Annotated in this window: 15 protein-coding genes; 13 read left to right on the forward strand and 2 right to left on the reverse strand. The window is 45.5% G+C overall.

Annotated features, from left to right (window positions below):
* Positions 1 to 36 precede the first annotated feature (36 nt).
* The 11 genes from K6T22_RS03980 to K6T22_RS04030 all read left to right on the forward strand — a co-directional run bounded on the left by K6T22_RS03980 (position 37) and on the right by K6T22_RS04030 (position 10,176).
* Entirely contained in the window at positions 37 to 1,692 is a 1,656-nt protein-coding gene (locus K6T22_RS03980) for a glycerol-3-phosphate dehydrogenase/oxidase (protein WP_238239017.1), read from the forward strand.
* 145 nt (positions 1,693 to 1,837) lie between these two features.
* On the forward strand, positions 1,838 to 2,518 hold the full coding sequence (locus K6T22_RS03985) for a DsbA family oxidoreductase (protein WP_238239019.1): 681 nt from the start codon (positions 1,838 to 1,840) through the stop codon (positions 2,516 to 2,518).
* A 39-nt stretch (positions 2,519 to 2,557) separates the two neighbouring features.
* Positions 2,558 to 3,547 carry a lipoate--protein ligase gene (locus K6T22_RS03990; RefSeq protein WP_238239020.1) on the forward strand — a complete coding sequence of 330 codons (990 nt, stop codon included), beginning with the start codon at positions 2,558 to 2,560 and terminating at the stop codon, positions 3,545 to 3,547.
* Positions 3,548 to 3,597: 50 nt separating this feature from the next.
* Positions 3,598 to 4,485, forward strand: a complete 888-nt coding sequence (locus K6T22_RS03995) for an SDR family oxidoreductase (protein WP_238239022.1) — start codon at positions 3,598 to 3,600, stop codon at positions 4,483 to 4,485.
* Between the two features lie 124 nt (positions 4,486 to 4,609).
* Complete coding sequence (locus tag K6T22_RS04000; protein ID WP_238239023.1) at positions 4,610 to 6,157, forward strand: fatty acid--CoA ligase family protein; 1,548 nt, start codon at positions 4,610 to 4,612, stop codon at positions 6,155 to 6,157.
* 66 nt (positions 6,158 to 6,223) lie between these two features.
* Positions 6,224 to 6,658, forward strand: a complete 435-nt coding sequence (gene mgsA, locus K6T22_RS04005; protein WP_053452667.1) for a methylglyoxal synthase — start codon at positions 6,224 to 6,226, stop codon at positions 6,656 to 6,658.
* Positions 6,659 to 6,754: 96 nt separating this feature from the next.
* Complete coding sequence (locus K6T22_RS04010; protein WP_023467380.1) at positions 6,755 to 6,910, forward strand: hypothetical protein; 156 nt, start codon at positions 6,755 to 6,757, stop codon at positions 6,908 to 6,910.
* Between the two features lie 135 nt (positions 6,911 to 7,045).
* Positions 7,046 to 7,708: a response regulator transcription factor gene (locus K6T22_RS04015; RefSeq protein WP_023467381.1), complete on the forward strand. Its 663-nt coding sequence runs from the start codon at positions 7,046 to 7,048 to the stop codon at positions 7,706 to 7,708.
* A complete protein-coding gene (locus K6T22_RS04020; protein ID WP_238239024.1) occupies positions 7,705 to 9,087 on the forward strand; it encodes a HAMP domain-containing sensor histidine kinase in 1,383 nt (460 codons plus the stop codon). The genes K6T22_RS04015 and K6T22_RS04020 overlap by 4 nt, the downstream gene beginning before the upstream one ends.
* A 110-nt stretch (positions 9,088 to 9,197) precedes the next feature.
* On the forward strand, positions 9,198 to 9,671 hold the full coding sequence (locus K6T22_RS04025; protein ID WP_238239025.1) for a competence protein ComK: 474 nt from the start codon (positions 9,198 to 9,200) through the stop codon (positions 9,669 to 9,671).
* 97 nt (positions 9,672 to 9,768) lie between these two features.
* Complete coding sequence (locus K6T22_RS04030) at positions 9,769 to 10,176, forward strand: hypothetical protein (RefSeq protein ID WP_238239026.1); 408 nt, start codon at positions 9,769 to 9,771, stop codon at positions 10,174 to 10,176.
* Between the two features lie 43 nt (positions 10,177 to 10,219).
* Here the strand turns inward: K6T22_RS04030 and K6T22_RS04035 are convergent, their stop codons facing one another.
* Both K6T22_RS04035 and K6T22_RS04040 read right to left on the reverse strand, forming a co-directional pair.
* Positions 10,220 to 10,561: a hypothetical protein gene (locus K6T22_RS04035; protein WP_053452671.1), complete on the reverse strand. Its 342-nt coding sequence runs from the start codon at positions 10,559 to 10,561 to the stop codon at positions 10,220 to 10,222.
* 60 nt (positions 10,562 to 10,621) lie between these two features.
* Positions 10,622 to 10,999 (reverse strand): truncated hemoglobin, encoded by a 378-nt coding sequence (locus K6T22_RS04040; RefSeq protein ID WP_238239027.1) that lies wholly within the window; start codon positions 10,997 to 10,999, stop codon positions 10,622 to 10,624.
* Positions 11,000 to 11,135: 136 nt separating this feature from the next.
* Here K6T22_RS04040 and addB point away from each other — a divergent pair, with 136 nt between their 5' ends.
* Together addB and addA are read left to right on the forward strand one after the other, a co-directional pair.
* Positions 11,136 to 14,567, forward strand: a complete 3,432-nt coding sequence (gene addB, locus K6T22_RS04045) for a helicase-exonuclease AddAB subunit AddB (protein WP_238239028.1) — start codon at positions 11,136 to 11,138, stop codon at positions 14,565 to 14,567.
* Complete coding sequence (addA, locus tag K6T22_RS04050; protein WP_238239029.1) at positions 14,564 to 18,115, forward strand: helicase-exonuclease AddAB subunit AddA; 3,552 nt, start codon at positions 14,564 to 14,566, stop codon at positions 18,113 to 18,115. Before addB ends, addA begins: the two co-directional genes overlap by 4 nt.
* The last annotated feature ends 95 nt before the right edge of the window (positions 18,116 to 18,210 follow it).

Consider the following 18,210-nt stretch of genomic DNA (forward strand, 5'->3'; position numbering starts at 1 on the left):
CTCTTTTTTTTCGAACCTAAACAGGAGGAACTATTCATGGCTAACCAACCATTTTCAAGCAAAAACCGCGCAGATGTCTACAATCGATTAACACGTGAAGAACTCGATCTACTCGTCGTAGGTGGCGGGATCACAGGTGCGGGGATCGCCCTCGATGCAGCGTCACGCGGTATGAAGATTGGCCTCGTCGAAATGCAGGATTTCGCGTCCGGTACGTCTAGTCGTTCAACGAAATTAGTCCATGGTGGTCTACGTTATTTAAAACAATTCGAAATTCAAATGGTCGCTGAAGTTGGTAAAGAACGTGCGATCGTTTACGAAAACGGACCACACGTCACGACACCAGAGTGGATGTTGCTTCCGATGCATAAAGGCGGTACGTTCGGACCGTTCAGTACATCAATCGGTCTTCGTGTCTATGACTTCTTAGCAGGTGTTAAACGTTCTGAATGGCGTTCGATGTTATCTGCGAAAGAAACATTAGCAAAAGAACCACTCGTCAAACAACAAGGTCTTAAAGGTGGCGGCTACTACGTCGAGTACCGTACAGATGACGCTCGTCTTACGATTGAAGTCATGAAAGAAGCGGTCGAACACGGCGCACGCGTCGTCAACTATACAAAAGCAGAAGAACTCATTTACGATGCTGGAAAAGTCGTCGGGATGCGTGTGACAGATCTCTTGACTGGTGATGTACATGAGATCCGTGCGAAAAAAGTCGTCAACGCAACAGGTCCATGGGTCGATGAATTACGCGAAAAAGATGGCTCGAAAGTCGGAAAACAACTTCGCCTGACAAAAGGTGTCCACGTTGTTATCGACCAATCGAAATTCCCGCTCAAACAAGCAGTCTACTTTGATACACCGGACGGTCGGATGATCTTTGCGATTCCACGTGATGGAAAAGCATACGTCGGTACAACAGATACGTTCTTCGATAAAGATACAGCACATCCGAAGTTCACAGTCGAAGACCAAGACTATGTCTTAGATGCGATTCACTATATGTTCCCAGACGTCAAAGTAACAGCGGAAGACGTGGAATCAAGCTGGGCTGGTGTACGTCCGTTGATCTATGAACAAGGAAAAGATCCTTCTGAAATTTCGCGTAAAGATGAAGTATGGCAATCTGAGTCAGGTCTCATCACGATCGCTGGTGGGAAATTGACTGGATACCGTAAAATGGGCGAGCACGTCGTTGATCTCGTCGCTAAACTCTTGAAAAAAGAAGAGAACGTTGCGTATGCACGTTGCTCGACGAAAAATATGCCAATGTCTGGTGGACATGTCGGTGGAGCAAAAGGATTTGCTGAATTCCTAAAAGCTCAAACAGCTACGAATGGTCTCTCAACTGAGGAAGTTCAATTCCTAGCGAAACGCTACGGTTCGAACCTTCCGAAAGTACTCGAATATGCAGCAGCATATGATGCAGCTACGACAGCTCTTCCACGTTCGGTCTACGCACAATTACACTACGGTATCGAACAGGAAATGGTCGCTCGTCCGATCGACTTCTTCATTCGTCGTACAGGTGCCGTCTTCTTTGATATCGCATGGGCTCGTGCTCATAAAGACGCGGTCATTGAAGAGATGAAATCTGTTCTGAACTGGACAGCAGATCAAACAGCTGCTTACACGAAAGAACTCGATATCGAAATCGAAGATGCAGCACATGCAATCGTGACAGAATAAAACGATAAGTAGTTAAAGAGCCAAGATCAAAACGATCTTGGCTCTTTTTGTACGGATTAAGAGTGCTTTGGGCGGAAAGATTGCAACTCTGCCTAGAGGCGACTATGCTTAATGTATGATACTGCACAAAAAGGAGAGAACACAGATGAAAGTAGAAGTATGGTCGGATTACGCGTGTCCGTTTTGTTATATTGGAAAGCGTCGTTTAGAACAAGCGATTGCGAATGAAAACTTAGATGTCGAGGTCGAATTTAAAAGTTTTGAACTTGATCCAAATGCACCGGCAGTGCCGACGCAAGGGTTATACGAAATTCTAGCTTCAAAATATGGAACGACTCTCGAACAAGCACGGAATATGTCGCAAGGTGTCGTTGATACGGCACGCGAAGAAGGATTGCACTACGAGATGGATCGTGTCATTCCAGCCAATACATTTGAGGCTCATCGCCTGACTCAATTCGCTAAGAAACATGGTAAAATGAATGAAGTATCAGAAGCACTGTTCACTGCTTATTTCATGAATGGAGAAGATTTGAATGACCCATCCATTCTGACACGGATCGCAGTAGAGGCAGGACTCGCTGAAGCAGACGTCAAAGCATTCCTCGCGTCAGAAGAACTAGCGGCAGATGTTCGGGAAGAAGAAGCAATGGCGCAACAACTGGGTGTCCGCGGTGTTCCATTCTTCGTCTTTGACCGGAAATATGCCATTTCTGGTGCCCAACCAGTGGAAGCATTTGAACAAGTTTTCGCGAAGATGCGTCAAGAACAAACACTTGAGGTCATCGCGGAAGGCGATGCTTGTGGTGTTGACGGCTGTAACTGATCGTATTTTGATTCCATCACAAAGGAGCACGAAACCCTTATGAAATTTATCTTCCACCCTGAGATTCGCGATGCGCGAATCAATCTCGCTGTCGAAGAATTCATCTTGAACAACTTGAACGTCAATGAAGAAGACTATTTCTTGTTTTATATCAATGGTCCGTCAATCATTGTTGGAAAAAATCAAAACACGAATGAAGAAGTCAATTTGAAGTATGTCGAAGAAAACGGCATCCACGTCGTTCGTCGCCTTTCCGGCGGTGGCGCTGTTTACCATGACGAAGGAAACTTGAACTTCAGTTTCCTGACGAAAGATGATGGCGATTCTTTCAACAACTATAAAAAATTCACGGAACCGGTCGTACAAGCATTGCATAAGCTCGGTGTCGAAGCAGAGCTTTCTGGTCGCAATGATATCCATGTCGGAAGCCGTAAAATCAGTGGTAACGCTCAGTTCACGACAAAAGGACGGATGTTTAGCCATGGCACATTGATGCTCGATTCGAACATCGAAGAAGTCGTCAATGCGCTTGTCGTTAGCGAAGAGAAAATGCGTTCAAAAGGTATAAAATCAGTTCGGAGCCGCGTTGCGAATATCTCGGAATTTCTAACAGAACCGTTGACGATGGAACAATTCGTCGACCATCTCCTTGCCTCAATCTACGAAGGCAAAGAAATTGAACGGTATATCTTAACGGAAGAAGACTGGGATAAAGTACGCGCCATCTCAGCAGAACGTTATGGCAACTGGGAATGGAACTTCGGGAAATCACCGAAATTCGACGTCATCCATAAGAAACGTTTCCCGATCGGGACGATAGACTTCCGATTGAATGTCAAAAAAGGCATCATCGAAGATGCGAAGATTTATGGCGACTTCTTCGGGGTCGAGGATGCGGAAGAAATTGCACGGGCGCTAGAAGGTTCGCGTTATGATCGCGCTTCACTACGTGAAGTTCTTGGTCGTTATGAATTGAAAAAATATTTCGGCGCTGTCGAACTAGATGAAGTGCTAGACGTTTTAGCATAAGTCTTTATGGGAAAACTCCTTCTATCAACTGCATAGGGGGAGTTTTTTTCATGGGCTACAATAAAGATAACTTTTTAGAAGGTTCGTTAACGGACTTTATTGATTTTGAACGCATTTCTGAAGGATTACCGAAGACAGAGGACGAACAGCCACTACCATATTATGAACGTGATGATTATAAGGCGGCAGGAAAATTAGAAGGTAAGGTCGCGATCGTCACAGGAGGTAATTCTGGGATTGGACGCGCTGTCTCAATTGCTTATGTCCGAGAAGGGGCAAAGGTCGTGATTGCTTTTTATGGCGATCAAGAGGGGGCGGAAGAAACAAAAGCACGCCTTGAAGAATTAGGAGGCGAAGTCCTACTTTCTAAAGGGGATATCGGAGATGCGGATTATTGTGAAACACTCGTCCAAAAAACGATCGACCGTTTTGGTCGCTTAGATATCATCGTCAACAATGCAAGTATGCAAAAACCAGAAGATAGTCTGAAGGACATCACGGATGAATCGATGGAGAAGACATTTAAGACGAACATCTTTGGCATGATGCGTCTTGCACGTGCTGCTTTACCGCACCTTTCACTAGGCTCTGCCATCATCAATACGACATCTTCGACGGCATACGAGGGGAACGCATTACTAATCGATTACTCTGCTACTAAAGGAGCCATCGTTAGCTTCACGCGGAGTCTTTCAATGAATCTGGCAAAAGAGGGCATTCGTGTCAACGCCGTCGCGCCAGGTCCGATCTGGACACCACTCATCACAGAGACGTTCCCGGATGAATCAGTCAAGACATTCGGAAAAAACACACCGATGGATCGTCCAGGTCAGCCGGCTGAGATGGCATCTGCTTATGTTTTCCTCGCATGTAATGATTCGAGTTATATGACAGGGCAAGTTCTTCACTTAAACGGTGGCGTCATCGTCAACGGTTAAAAAGAAACTCGGTGAAAACGTTTCCAAAAAGTGTTACACTATCCATACGGTCGCTTTTGACTACGTATGGATTTTTTTTACGTAAAAAATGAATAGTCATTCATTCGAAAGGGGAATTTTGCTCATGCTTGGATTGATTCAATCCGTTGAGGAAACAGCTCGAACACATCCGGACTCAACGGCGTATGTGTTTGAGGACACGCAAGTCAGCTATCGTGAGTTCGTCGAGAAGTTTCACCGGGCAGCCGGCGCGCTCGAAGCGAACGGAATTCGAAAAGGCGATCATGTCGCGCTAATTTTAGGGAATAGCCCAGCATTCCTAGTGGCATATTACGCGATCATGAAACAAGGAGCTATTGCGATTCCAATCAACCCTACATACACGCCAGATGAAATCGGGTATATCCTGATGAATGGTGATGTAAAAGGGATTTTAGGAATTGCGCCACTCGTCGAAGCAGCAAAAGATCGTCTTGTTCATTTACCAAACCTTAAGATCGTCGTATCAGTTCCTTACGCAGGTCAGGAAGGACCAAATGAGACGCATCAACAAGTGACGTTCATTACACTTGATCGTTGGCTCGAAATCGAGCATCCATTGACAGAAGTAACAAATGAACTGGACGACATCGCCGTCATTCTCTATACGAGTGGAACGACGGGGAAACCAAAAGGCGCGATGTTGTCGCATCGAAACCTGACATCAAATGCGCGTTCAATCGGAGATTATCTACATGTATCGAGTAGCGATCGAACACTTGCTGTGTTACCGATGTTCCATGTCTTTTGTTTGACGGTCGTCGTTAATGCTTCACTTGCACATGGGGCATCGATCATCATTGCGTCTCGTTTCTCACCACAAGAGACGTTCGAGTTAGCGAAAAAAGAACATGTCACAATTTTTGCAGGCGTGCCGACGATGTATAATTTCTTGCTGCAAACCGTAAAAGCTCATCCGGAATATGCGACTTACTTTGAGTCGACGCGTTTGTTCGTCTCAGGGGGAGCAAGTCTTCCGGTTCCGCTTCTTGAAGCATTCGACCGGACATTCCAGTGTCATATCCTTGAAGGATACGGTCTGTCGGAAGCGTCACCTGTTACTTGCTTTAACCCGGTCAATGGTGTCCAGAAGCCAGGCTCGATCGGAACGTCGATCGTTGATGTCGAAAATAAAGTCGTCGACGAACTCGGACAAGAATTACCGGATGGTCAGGTCGGAGAATTGATCGTTCGTGGTCCGAACGTCATGACGGGTTATTACAAGATGCCTGAAGAATCGCAAGCGACGCTACGCGATGGCTGGTTGTATACGGGTGATTTAGCACGTCGAGATGAGGATGGCTATTTTTATATCGTAGATCGGAAAAAAGATATGATCATCGTTGGTGGTTATAACGTCTACCCACGTGAAGTCGAAGAAGTGCTCTATCAGCATCCGAACGTCATCGAAGCAGCGGTCATCGGCATACCGGACGAAGAGATGGGAGAGGCCGTCAAAGCGTTCGTCGTCGCTCGTGAGACGATGACGGAAGAGGAGGCACAGACGTTCTGTGCCACATCACTTGCCAAGTATAAATGTCCGACACAGATTGAGTTCATCGAACAATTACCTCGTAATACGACGGGTAAGATTTTACGCACCGTGTTGAAAAAGCAACCGACGAATTCATAAGTGTCTAAAGAACTTCAGGTTTCTGAAGTTCTTTTTCTGTGCATAGACAAGAAGGAGGAGATGCAGATGAACATCGCTTTGATTGCGCATGATGAAAAAAAAGATGAGATGATGGGCTTTACTCGAGCTTATGCAGAGTTTTTCAAGAAAAATACATTGTATGCGACGGGAACGACCGGACAACGAATCATGGAAGCAACAGATCTGCATGTCCATCGCTGTAAATCAGGTCCACTTGGCGGCGATCAGGAAATCGGAGCACTTGTAGCACAAGGAAAGATCGATATCGTGATTTTTTTACGTGATCCGCTGACAGCGCAACCCCATGAACCGGATGTCTCGGCGTTGATTCGGTTATGCGATGTGTATGACCTACCGCTCGCAACGAATGTCGGGACAGCTGAAATTTTAATTAATGGGCTCGAACAAGGACAATTCGATTGGAAGGAAATTATTCGAAAACGTCATGAACTGGAACAAAAAAAGTTTTTAGACGATTAATTTTGTGAGAACGCTTCTCATTTTCGTTTGAGCATGCTATAGTCAGTTTGAGGATGATACTGATTATCAATTGCGATGGAAAAGGTGGCGAAGAAAATGGAGATTCTATTAATGACGGGTGTAACGGTATTGTTAGGAGGCGGCGTTGGATTTTTGACGCACGTCGTAAAAATGGAACGGCGTCAACAGGCAACACCTGTGACTTCAAAGAACGAGCAAGTAGCGTATCCAGCGCTCCGTCTCGTCAAATAATAGAAAATTTATGACTTCGCCTTTCTTTTCTTTTGAAAAGAAAGGTTTTTTTTAAATTATTATCCACTCTCCCATAATTTTGCGGAATTCCTTTGATACACTGAAACAAAGCACATTAGTCGAGGAGTGAGAGCCATGCATACAATCTATTTGGTTGATGATGAAGTGAACTTGAATCGTGTACTCGTGAAGTACTTGGAGCAAGAAGGATGGCAAGTTAAATCGTTTACGTCTGGTGAGGCAGCAGCCTCTGCCATCGTAGAGAAGCCGGATTTATGGATTTTAGATATCATGCTACCGGATATGGATGGTTTTCAATTGATTAAACGAATCAAAGCGCATGATGAAACGACACCTGTCATTTTCATCTCGGCTCGTGATGAAGATATCGATAAGATTATCGGTCTCGAAATGGGTTCAGACGATTATATCGCGAAGCCTTTTCTTCCCCGTGAACTCGTCATTCGTGTCAAAAAAATCTTGGCACGTACGTATGCGACACCGAAAAGTGGTGTCATTCAATACGGGGATTATATGATTTACCCTGAGAAACGCATCATCGAGGAAAATGGTCAAGAAATCGATCTAACATCGAAAGAGTACGATTTGTTGATTTTATTTGCGACACAGATCGGAACGCCGATGTCTCGCGAGCAGATTCTCGTCAGTGTCTGGGGTGACGATTATTTTGGTTCGGACCGCGTCGTCGATGATCTTGTCCGTCGTGTCCGCAAAAAATTATCGAAACTGGAACTCGAAACGATTTACGGCATCGGCTATCGCCTGGTGTCTGCATGAAAAATCGCAGTCTCGGATTTCAGATTTGGGCGATGTTTCTGCTCGTCATCGTCACATTATCTGCAGTCATTCTCCTTGTCATCCGCTCATCGATCGGAAATTTCATCGATGAACAAGTCTATGCGACGCTCGAGAATAGTGAGGTCTTCTTCTCGAAGGATGCCTCTGTCATCGAGATGCTACAAGATAACCCGATTGAATTCGATCGTCGGAAACAAGAATCCCGTTCCGTTAATATTCTTCTCCTTTCAAAAAACGGAAAACTGTATTACGGTGGGGCACCACAACAACTGATCAATCAGATGTATCGTGACGCGATTGATCAAAAAACGATCACGGCGAAATATACGACACGTCTTGATAAAGAAGATGTCTATTATAGTATTCGTAAAATGGAAGAAAGCGGCGAAACCTACTATCGTGTCTCTTACGTCTGGGACGCGTATCGACAAGAACTGATTACACAACTGTTTTCAAAAATCGGCTTCGTCGTCATCATTGGTAGTATTTTTACGTTATTCATTGCCTTCTGGTTAGCGCGTCGTCTGACGCATCCGCTCGTCGAAATCGAGAGAGCAGTCGGAAAAATCGCGGCTCAAAAGTGGGATACACCACTACCGCTCGATCGTGGGGATGAGATTGGTCGACTGGCACGATCCGTCGATGCGATGCGGATGGATCTTGAAAAACAAGATAAGGCCCAAAAATCATTACTTCAAAACATTTCGCACGATTTAAAGACACCAATCATGGTCATCCGAAGTTATGCTCAGTCCATCTCAGACGGTATTTATCCTGACGGTGATTTAACCGGATCCGTATCAGTCATCGATGAGGAGGCGGAACGATTAGAGAAAAAAGTCGCGGCACTTCTTTACGTCACGAAGCTCGACTATTTTGAACTCGATCGTTCGACGTGGGACAACGTCGATATTGATCGAATGATCCATCTGTTGCAAAATCGATTTTCTGGAACGAGGTCACTCGAATGGCATGTCAGTGGAGAAGCTGGGATCGTTCTTGGGGAAGGCGAACAATTACGTGTTGCGCTTGAAAATGTCATGGATAATGCGATTCGTTATGCCGAAACACGGATTGATATCCGATTGTCTGGAACAGCAGATCACGTTCACATCGAAATTGAAAATGATGGTCCGCCGCTTGATGCCTCTTCACCACTGTTCCATCAATTTTCACGGGGCAAGGAAGGGAAGTTTGGGCTCGGTCTCTATATCGTCAAACGGATCGTCGAACGTCATGACGGAACGGTAGCGATTGAGAATCGGTCTGCGGGAAATGGAGTCGGGAAAGTTTGTGTGATTTTTAATTTCCCGCGTCATTTCATTGATCAAGAGGAAAAAAAGACGGAAGAATTTTAAAAACGGGATCTTAGGATCTCGTTTTTTTCATTAGGAAATAATGGAGAGCACCATGCAGAATAAACTTCAATTTGATATAACGAATATAATTCAGGAAGGGAGTGAAGGATATGTCTTACCCGATCACGGAAGAAACGTTAGCCTTGATCCCGCAATATGGTCAGTACGGTGAGCCACAGACACTTGTCATCAAGGAGCATTCTGAAAGTATTTTAGAGGGACATCCAATTAAGTTGATCGAAGAGTCCTGCTTGTATTTTGGGTCGTCGATGCGTGGAAGAATCGAAGCAGCACGGCATATTCTTGGTCCGAATCGAAAAACACCTGTTTTAGTAGATTGGCAGGCGCAAACGATTTTCTTTCCGACGACGGCAAAAGAAAAAGCGGAGTGCATTTGGATTAATTTTAAACAGATGAAGACTGTTCAGAAGAAATCCGGTAAAGTACAGGTGGAATTCCAGACTGGTCAATGCATTGACACGGATGCCTCTGCGTACAGCATCGAACGACAACGCATTAAAACACTCGAGTTGGCGTATGAAATGCAACGTCGTTTTCAGGTACCTGAGTTTAAGAATCGATGAAAAGTGGAAACACATAACAGGAATCTTACTTACGTAAGGAGAAACAGTAGAGAGAGAAATCATAGGGAGGTGAAGCGGTAACTTTTACCGCGACACGATGAATGAATCATACGAATGGTTAAATCGCCGGAAATTACAGCCTGGATTTGGTGCGACTGGAGGCAGACGCTTTATCAGTTCCCGCATCGTGCGTCCGGAAAATACACCGGGTAAACGAATTAAAGGAATTAAGCGAGCGCGACAACTGGTCGTTGATGATGCTGGCAATCGTCGTTGGGTCACGAAACGGATCGTCGTGACAGATGCTGCGAAACACGTCACGATGAATCGTCGGACATCAATCGCTTTGAAAGAGACGAATAAGTCGCGTCTCGAACAAGTCAAACAAAAACTCGCATCGAATAAAAAAGTCTTATTCCCAATCTTGGCAGCAACAGGGATCGCTGTTGCTGGTGGTGTGTTGGCTTACGTCCTTCGTCGCAAGAAAAAGCAATCCGAGCAATAAAAAAGAAGCCGTTCTCCCTTAGGAGTGCGGCTTCTTCTATGCATTAAAGGAATCGTTTTCGTAAAGAAGTCGAGAGTGCTTTTTCTGCGATTTCTTCTAGTTCCGTCAAGTTCGTCGGATCAAAGCTATCATTATAGAAACGACCTACGAAGTCTACACGATCGTAATCAAGTTCCTTGAAGATCAGATGTTTGTGATCGTCATAAAAAACGACACGATAGTAATCAGATCCACGTTCAAGTGTGACGAGACCTTTGATATGGTCTAACTTTTTTTGTTCCTCCGTTTGTTCTTCTTCGAGTGTATCGTCCTGGTTCGTCGATGCTTCTGCTTGCTCGATCGCATTCTTTACGAGTTCCGGTCGTTGTTCTTGTTCTTCCGTCATGTTTTATCGCCTCCATTTATTATTTTACATGGAATTGGACAGATGAGAAAGGAAAATCCCTCAATCCATCTGGTGTGCTTCACAAACGCGCAACACATTCATCGCGCCAATCCGTAGTCGCTCCATGAGTTGTCCTCGTGCCTCTTCATTTGGAATCGCCTCGACGGAAGCGACTTCCATCAGTTCTAACCAGCGAATGGCGTGCTCTTCATGAATCGGTAATAGACGATGAATCATTGCTAAACTCGTTGGTTCTTGATTCGGATTGCGGGGACCACCCGTCAACTGGGTCAAAAAAGAGAGTTGTGCTTGTTCGACACGGTGTCGATCATCAGGGAACAACGGACGCAACAATGAATCGTGGTAGACTTGATGATAGAACGAATGAATCAAGGATGCGAGGACTTGCTCGCCTCCAAGCGTTTCATAGAGTGACATGAATCATCGCCAACTTTACATAAGATTTGTCCTGATTATAGCAAATGTAGATGGAAAAGACATTCATCGAAAACAGTACATTTGTTCCTGTTTGTGCGATACTAGATGTAGATAAAACGAAGAGGAGGTTTTCTTGATGAACCATATGCACATTGGGCGTGCCGGTAGCGGAAAAACGACACAGTTGATCGAGCGCGTCGTACAAGAACTCGAGCAACGACCACTCGGTGAGAAGATGTATTTTATCGTTCCCGATCAGATGTCATTTGAAATGGAGCGTCGGATTGCGACGGACGAACGGATTGCCGGTCTTGTTCGTCTTGAGGTCATGAGTTTACGTCGGTTTGCGTTTCATATTTTACGCGATTACGGAAATCAAGCCATTCCCTTTCTTGATGAGACGGGAACGCAGTTGTTACTCCGACAGGTCGTCGAGGAATCAGAAGACGAACTGAAAATCTTTAAACGAACAAAAAATATGCCGGGATTTTTCCAAGGACTCGATGAACTGATCGCATCATTTAAACGTTCGTTAATTGAACCAGATATGTTGCGTCAAGTAAGTGATCGCTCTCTCGAACGATCACCAAAATTGAACGATCTCGCTTTGATTTATGAACGTTTCACGGATCGAATTATGAATAAAGCACTCCATGCAGACGACTACTACACGACGTTACTGACGCTACTTCCTAAAGCACGACTGCATCAAGCGACGATCATCGTTGATGGATTTTACGAGTTTTCGCTTCAGGAACAGCAAGTATTGCTTGCCTTAATGCAACAAGTAAGTGAGATGCACATCAGTTTTACGATGGACGCAACGGATCCGTATGCGAAGCAAACCTCTTTTGGCGTTTCTCAGCGGTGCTACATGCAATTGGTTGGTCAAATGCAAGAACAATCGATTCCATACGAAGAAGTATTGTATGATCAGCCGGTCAAGTTCCGCTCTGACGGTCTACGGCATTTGGAGCAGGCATTGTTAAAGCCAGGATATCCATCTGTCGATCACGACGTCGATGGCTTTCAAATGACAGCTGCGGTCAATCGTCAAGTCGAAGCAGAGGCAGCTGTTCGAAAGGCCATTCAACTCGTTCGGAAAAAAGGATATCGATTCCATGAAATGGCATTTGTCGTGCGGCATCTCGAGCCTTATGCGGATCATTTGGAACGAGCTTTTCAAATGTATGATATCCCGTATTTCTTAGATCAACGTGAGTCGATGGTACACCATCCGCTCGTTGATCTGATTCAATCTGCGTTAGACATCGTAACGTCAGGATACCGAGAGGAGACGGTATTTCGTTTGCTTAAAACGGAGCTATTATCAATTCCAGCAGAAGATGCTCGTCTAGCGCTCGATCGTTTCGAGACGTTCGTGCTTGAACGAGGAATTAAAGGATCGATGTGGCAACAACCATGGCAATTAAAGCGGCGCTTAGCAGAAGAAGTTCGCTTGACGGAAGAGGAACTCGCACAAGAAGAAGAGTTGAACCGGTTACGAACGTTCGTAGTCGATGTGATTGAACCATTGCACCGTCGATTAAAGCAGGCGAAGACGATGAGCGCCTATACGAAAGGTCTCTATCAATTCCTTGAAGAACAAAAAATTGCAGAACGTTTGATGGAGTGGCGTAAGCAAGCACTAGAGCAAGATCTGCTTCTTGCTGCTCGAGAGCATGATCAAGTATATGAAGCGATGCTTCACCTATTTGAACAGTTGGAAGCTGCTGCACCAGAGCATACGCTACCGACAGATCTGTTCGTTCAAATGGTCGAGACAGGACTTGAAAGCCTTCGTTTTGCGCTTGTTCCTCCATCGCTCGATCAAGTCATCGCGACAGACTATGTCCGCGGACGGCTCCAACGGGTGAAAGTCGTCTTTTTACTTGGCGCAAACGATGGATTGATTCCATTTGTTCAAGATCAATCGAAGTTACTGTCTGAAAATGATCATGACTTTTTACACGAACATGGCATTCCGGTTGGAAAAGCGTCCCTCGACGTGTTTGATGATGAGCTGTTTTATCTTTATCAAGGGATGATGGCTCCAAGCGAAGCATTGTATGTCAGTTATGCACTTGTCGACGAAGAAGGAAAGGCGCTTCAGCCTGCAGCCATCACGAAACAATTAAAGCGACAACTGTTGCTTGATCGTCCGATTAAGACACATTTTGCAGAGGCAGGCGAACATGCACCGCAAGAACAACTCGATTTCGTGACGAGTCCAGATCGCGCGGCTGCAGCGACAGCAATCGAACTCCGCCGTCTTCAACGCCGTTATCCGATTCAGCCGATTTGGTTCGAAGTATACAATACGCTTCTTGAGAACGGTCAGGGTCGTGAACGGATGGGACTATTCTCGAGTGCATTGTTCTATCAAAATCAAGCAGAAGCCTTACCAGAAGGGTTAGCGCATCGTTTATACGGTGATTCGCTACAAGCGAGTGTTTCACGTTTTGAAACGTATAATGCCTGCTCGTATAAGCATTTTGCGCGGTATGGTCTTCGTTTACGCGAGCGGAAGCTGTATAAATTCGAAGCACCGGACATCGGGAATTTGTTCCATGGTGCACTAAATGATCTTTCACTCAGCATTAAGGCTTCTGGACGACAATGGCGAGAGCTCGACGGTGAGACGTGTGGAACACTTGCAAAGGAAGCTGTCGAGAAGGTGACACCGGAAATTCAGAACGCGATTTTAATGAGTTCGAGTCGGTTCGGATATATCAAGAAAAAATTGACGGATGTTGTGGAGCAAACAGCGAAAATGCTCGTTGAACAAGCAAAACGAACCGATTTTGAACCTGACTTATTCGAAATCAGTTTTGGTAATGCAACGTTCCCACCATTACGCTTTACGTTACCGGACGGAACGGAAATTGAATTCACAGGTCGGATCGACCGGATTGATCAGGCAACGATCGGTGATCAGTTATACGTTCGAATCATCGACTACAAGTCAAGTGCCCGAGGCCTGGACTTCGCGGAAATCTATTATGGACTCGCCATTCAAATGTTGCTTTATTTGAAGACAGTCGTAGAACAGTCAGAATTACTTTATCAACAGCAGGCAAAACCAGCTGGTGCATTGTATTTCCACGTCAAGAATCCGATGTTACGGGGCGATTTATCTGCTGACGAAGAAGAGCGCAATCGACTGTTACTCGAGTCCTATCAAATGCAAGGCGTCATCCTAGAGAATGACGAAGTACTACGAGCGATGGATCACATTGCGTACGACGAACGAAAAAAATCACCGCTCGTCAAAGTGACGTTTACGAAAAATGGACTCCATAAGACACAAACGAAAGGTGTCGTCCAAGAGGAAGATTTATCGGCATTGATGAATCATGCGTGGGAAGCGCTAAAAGAGAGCAGTCAGGATATTTATGACGGAGATATTGCGATCAATCCATTTGATTATCAGGAGCGGACACCATGTAGTTTTTGTGAGTATCGCTCAGTGTGTCAATTCGATGAATCACTCGGTAATCACTATCGCCCATTAAAACCGATGTCTGAAAAAGAAGTACTGGAACGGCTGAAGGAGGAAGAAGAATGAGTGTACGTTGGACGGAAGAACAACAACAAGCCATTTCAGCAAGAGGTGGACATATCTTAGTCTCAGCGGCAGCAGGGTCAGGGAAGACAGCCGTCCTGGTCGAGCGACTGACGCAACGATTGATTGATCCTGAAGATGAGTTATCGGCAGACCGGATTCTTGTTGCTACCTTTACGAATGCAGCAGCACGTGAGATGAAGACGCGGGTCATCGAGGTCATGGACCAACGTATCAAAGAGGCACCGGACGATTTGTATTTAAAAAAGCAACGTCAATTGATGAACCGGGCACAAATCACGACGATTCATTCGTTCTGTTTATCGATTCTACGCGAGAACTATTATCGAATTGGTCTGGATCCGGCGTTTCGAATTGCTGATGAATCCGAACTACTATTATTACAAGACGATGTCTTAGAAGCAGTCTTCGAGTCCTTTTATGCCTCTGAGGATCCAGGGTTCTATGATTTGATCGATAGTTATACGTCGGATCGGGATGATCAAGCGATGCTGTCACTGATTTCGAATCTCTATCGCTTTTCTCGTTCCTTACCGGACCCGGAAGCCTTTTATGCACATTTAATCAGTCAGTACGATCAGCCGATTGACCCGGATGATTCTCCACTGATGCAGCGACTGGTCGAATTAGAATGGGAAAGCCTCTCGAATTTATTAGGGCGTTACCGAGAACTGGCGTTTGAGCTGGAGCAATCTGGCTACGCGGAAATGGGAAACATGATGCGACAGGACATCGCTCCCTTTACTTTACTTGAGACGTCAGCACGTCAATGGTCAATGGTGGCGTTTGCTTTTCAAGCATTAGAATTTGGTCGCTGGAAGAGTCCGCGCGGAGATGAAGGAATTAAACCGTTTCAAACCGAGCGGACACGACTTGTAGCAGAGTTTAAGAAAATGAAAGAACTATTCGTTCAAAAAACAGGCGTCGATTATTTGGAGGACTTACGGTCTCAGCTCCGACATGTGGAAACGATCGTCACACTTGTCCGTCAATTCGCAAGCGATTATCTCGAAGCGAAACAACAACGTGGGATCGTCGATTTTTCGGATTTGGAACATTTTGCACTAGAGATTTTGACGGAAGAAGATCAACCGTCCGATGTGGCTAAGCTTCTCAAAGAACGATTCGTTGAGGTTCTCGTCGATGAATATCAAGATACGAACGAAGTCCAGGAACGGATCATTCAATTGGTCTCGAAAACAGATGAGGCGACAGGGAATTTATTCATGGTTGGTGATGTCAAACAATCGATTTATAAATTTCGTCATGCCGAACCGGGATTGTTCCTTGAGAAGTTCAAACGATTCCAGCAGACCGACGTTGGAACACGCATTGATCTAACCAAAAACTTCCGAAGTCGTCTTGAGGTGCTGGATGGAACGAATCAAATCTTCCGCCAAGTCATGGATGAGACGGTTGGCGAAATTGATTACGATGAAGCGGCACACCTTCGACTCGGGAATCTGAGTTATCTAGAATCGGAGCAAGTGGCGCCGGAGTTGTTATTGATTGATCCGCTTGATAGTGAAAAGGAAGAGGTGGAAGCACGAGCGATTGCGACGCGAATTCTAGAACTCGTTGATTCAAAGCACCCACATCTCATCTATGATGCGAAAGCAAACCGATTCCGGACCTGTGAATATCGTGACATCGTCGTCTTGGCACGTTCTCGCGGCAAGCGCGTTCAGGCACTCGTTGAAGTACTCGAACAGTATGAGATTCCTGTCTATGCGGATACGACGGGTGGATATTTCCAAGCGACGGAAATTCAAATCATGATGGCATTACTCAAAACAATCGATAATCCACTCCAAGACATCCCGTTCGCGAGTCTGCTCCGATCTCCGATTTTCGGTGTGGCAGATCGCGATCTAGGTCGGATTCGAGCTAAACAAAAAGAAGGCAGCTTTTACGAGGCTGCGTTAGCAATGGCGACAGAAGAGTCAGCGCTCGGTATCCGGATGGATGAAATCATCCGTCAAATCCAAGCATGGCGAACAGAAGCACGGGGAAGTGCACTTCCTGCCTTCATTCGGTCGCTCTTTGATCAAACTGGATATTTTGAATACGTCGGTTGCCTTGCCGGAGGGAGAAGTCGACAAGCGAACTTAAGTGCCCTGTACGAGCGAGCAAAGCAGTATGAGACGTCCGGTTATCGTGGACTGTATCGTTTTCTTCGTTTGATCAATCGATTGATTGAACGAGGAGAAGATTTTGCAGAGGCACGCTCACTCGGAGAAGATGAGGACGTCGTTCGAATCATGACAATCCACCAATCAAAAGGACTCGAGTTCCCAGTGACGATCGTCAGCCAATTGACGAAGCAATTTAACAAACAGGATCAACTACAGGCGATTCAGTTGCATAAGACGTATGGTATTGCGCTGGATGCGATTGATCCGATTCGTCGTTTGCGATCTGGGACACTCCTAAAAGAAGTCATTCGCCGGGAAATGGATCGAGAGATGAAGGCTGAAGAGATGCGCGTCTTGTATGTGGCGATGACGCGAGCGAAGGAAAAATTAATTCTTGTCGGGACTGTCAAGGATCTAGAAGATCAAATGGCTAATTGGCAGATGACGCCGCCGGATGAAGTTTTGCTACCTGAAAATGACCGACGCCAAGCGAAAAGTTATGCGGAATGGGTTGTTCCGGCAGTTTTACGCAGTAGCTTATTGCGCCCGGATGAGACGGATTGGTCCATTCGTGTGATGTCGTTAGAAGAATTAGCACCGTATCAAGAAATTTCAACACTTGTGGAGCAGCTTGAGCATGTCCAACAGCTTGAAAAAATTGATGTACCAGTCAATTCTCAAGTGAAGGAATTTGTCGAATCGGCATTTGCGTATCAGTATCCACACCTACTTGCGACGGAAACGGCAGCGAAGCAGACTGTTACGGAACTCAAGCGTGCGGAACAGCTCGAGCGTGCAGCGTTTGAAACGACATATCGCCAGACGACGTATTATCGAACGCCACAATTCCTCGGACCTGTTCTCAGTGGGGCGGAACGAGGAACGGTCTTACACTTAGCGATGCAATTGTATGAACCGGACGAAGCGATTGCGCAACAAATTGATCAATGGGAAGCGACTGAGCGGATTACACCAATCGAAGCGACGACGATGCGGGAAGCAACAGCGCAATTACAAGGATTCCTCGATTCAGAAATCGGGCAACTGTTCTGTGAACGATTGCGGACGAACCAAGTCTATCGAGAGTTGCCGTTTACGTATAAAATCGAAGCGTCACGTTTTCGGAAAGACTGGACGGGACCGTCGGATGATGCCGTCATGCAGGGGATCGTCGATTGTTTGATTCAGGATGGAGAATCGTATATTCTACTAGACTATAAATCAGATCAAATCGTTACGACGGAAATTGGACAGACACCTGCTGACATGTTACGGGAACGGTATGCGACTCAGTTGAATCTGTATCAAGAAGCATTAGAAGCGATTCTGCATATTCAAATTTCACGTAAAGTCATCTATGCGTTTGCTTTAAACGAAACGATCGATTTATTTTGATTTATCATTGCTACTATCGAGACCTCCTTCGTCTTCCTACTTAAGGTAGAGACGAAGGAGGTTTTAGTATAGGTCGAAAGAGGGATGAGGAATAA

It is taken from the genome of Exiguobacterium acetylicum (assembly GCF_022170825.1).
Taxonomy (GTDB): Bacteria; Bacillota; Bacilli; order Exiguobacteriales; family Exiguobacteriaceae; genus Exiguobacterium_A; species Exiguobacterium_A acetylicum_B.

Bases quoted from the DNA above. Each gene is read 5' to 3' on its own strand.
- K6T22_RS04040 (WP_238239027.1), bottom strand. From the start codon at position 10,999: ATGTCACTCTATGAAACGCTTGGAGGCGAGCAAGTCCTCGCATCCTTG.
- K6T22_RS04020 (WP_238239024.1), top strand. From the start codon at position 7,705: ATGAAAAATCGCAGTCTCGGATTTCAGATTTGGGCGATGTTTCTGCTC.
- K6T22_RS04015 (WP_023467381.1), top strand. From the start codon at position 7,046: ATGCATACAATCTATTTGGTTGATGATGAAGTGAACTTGAATCGTGTA.
- K6T22_RS04000 (WP_238239023.1), top strand. From the start codon at position 4,610: ATGCTTGGATTGATTCAATCCGTTGAGGAAACAGCTCGAACACATCCG.
- K6T22_RS03995 (WP_238239022.1), top strand. From the start codon at position 3,598: ATGGGCTACAATAAAGATAACTTTTTAGAAGGTTCGTTAACGGACTTT.
- K6T22_RS03990 (WP_238239020.1), top strand. From the start codon at position 2,558: ATGAAATTTATCTTCCACCCTGAGATTCGCGATGCGCGAATCAATCTC.
- addA (WP_238239029.1), top strand. From the start codon at position 14,564: ATGAGTGTACGTTGGACGGAAGAACAACAACAAGCCATTTCAGCAAGA.
- K6T22_RS04010 (WP_023467380.1), top strand. From the start codon at position 6,755: ATGGAGATTCTATTAATGACGGGTGTAACGGTATTGTTAGGAGGCGGC.
- K6T22_RS04030 (WP_238239026.1), top strand. From the start codon at position 9,769: ATGAATGAATCATACGAATGGTTAAATCGCCGGAAATTACAGCCTGGA.
- K6T22_RS04035 (WP_053452671.1), bottom strand. From the start codon at position 10,561: ATGACGGAAGAACAAGAACAACGACCGGAACTCGTAAAGAATGCGATC.
- K6T22_RS03985 (WP_238239019.1), top strand. From the start codon at position 1,838: ATGAAAGTAGAAGTATGGTCGGATTACGCGTGTCCGTTTTGTTATATT.
- K6T22_RS03980 (WP_238239017.1), top strand. From the start codon at position 37: ATGGCTAACCAACCATTTTCAAGCAAAAACCGCGCAGATGTCTACAAT.
- mgsA (WP_053452667.1), top strand. From the start codon at position 6,224: ATGAACATCGCTTTGATTGCGCATGATGAAAAAAAAGATGAGATGATG.
- K6T22_RS04025 (WP_238239025.1), top strand. From the start codon at position 9,198: ATGTCTTACCCGATCACGGAAGAAACGTTAGCCTTGATCCCGCAATAT.
- addB (WP_238239028.1), top strand. From the start codon at position 11,136: ATGAACCATATGCACATTGGGCGTGCCGGTAGCGGAAAAACGACACAG.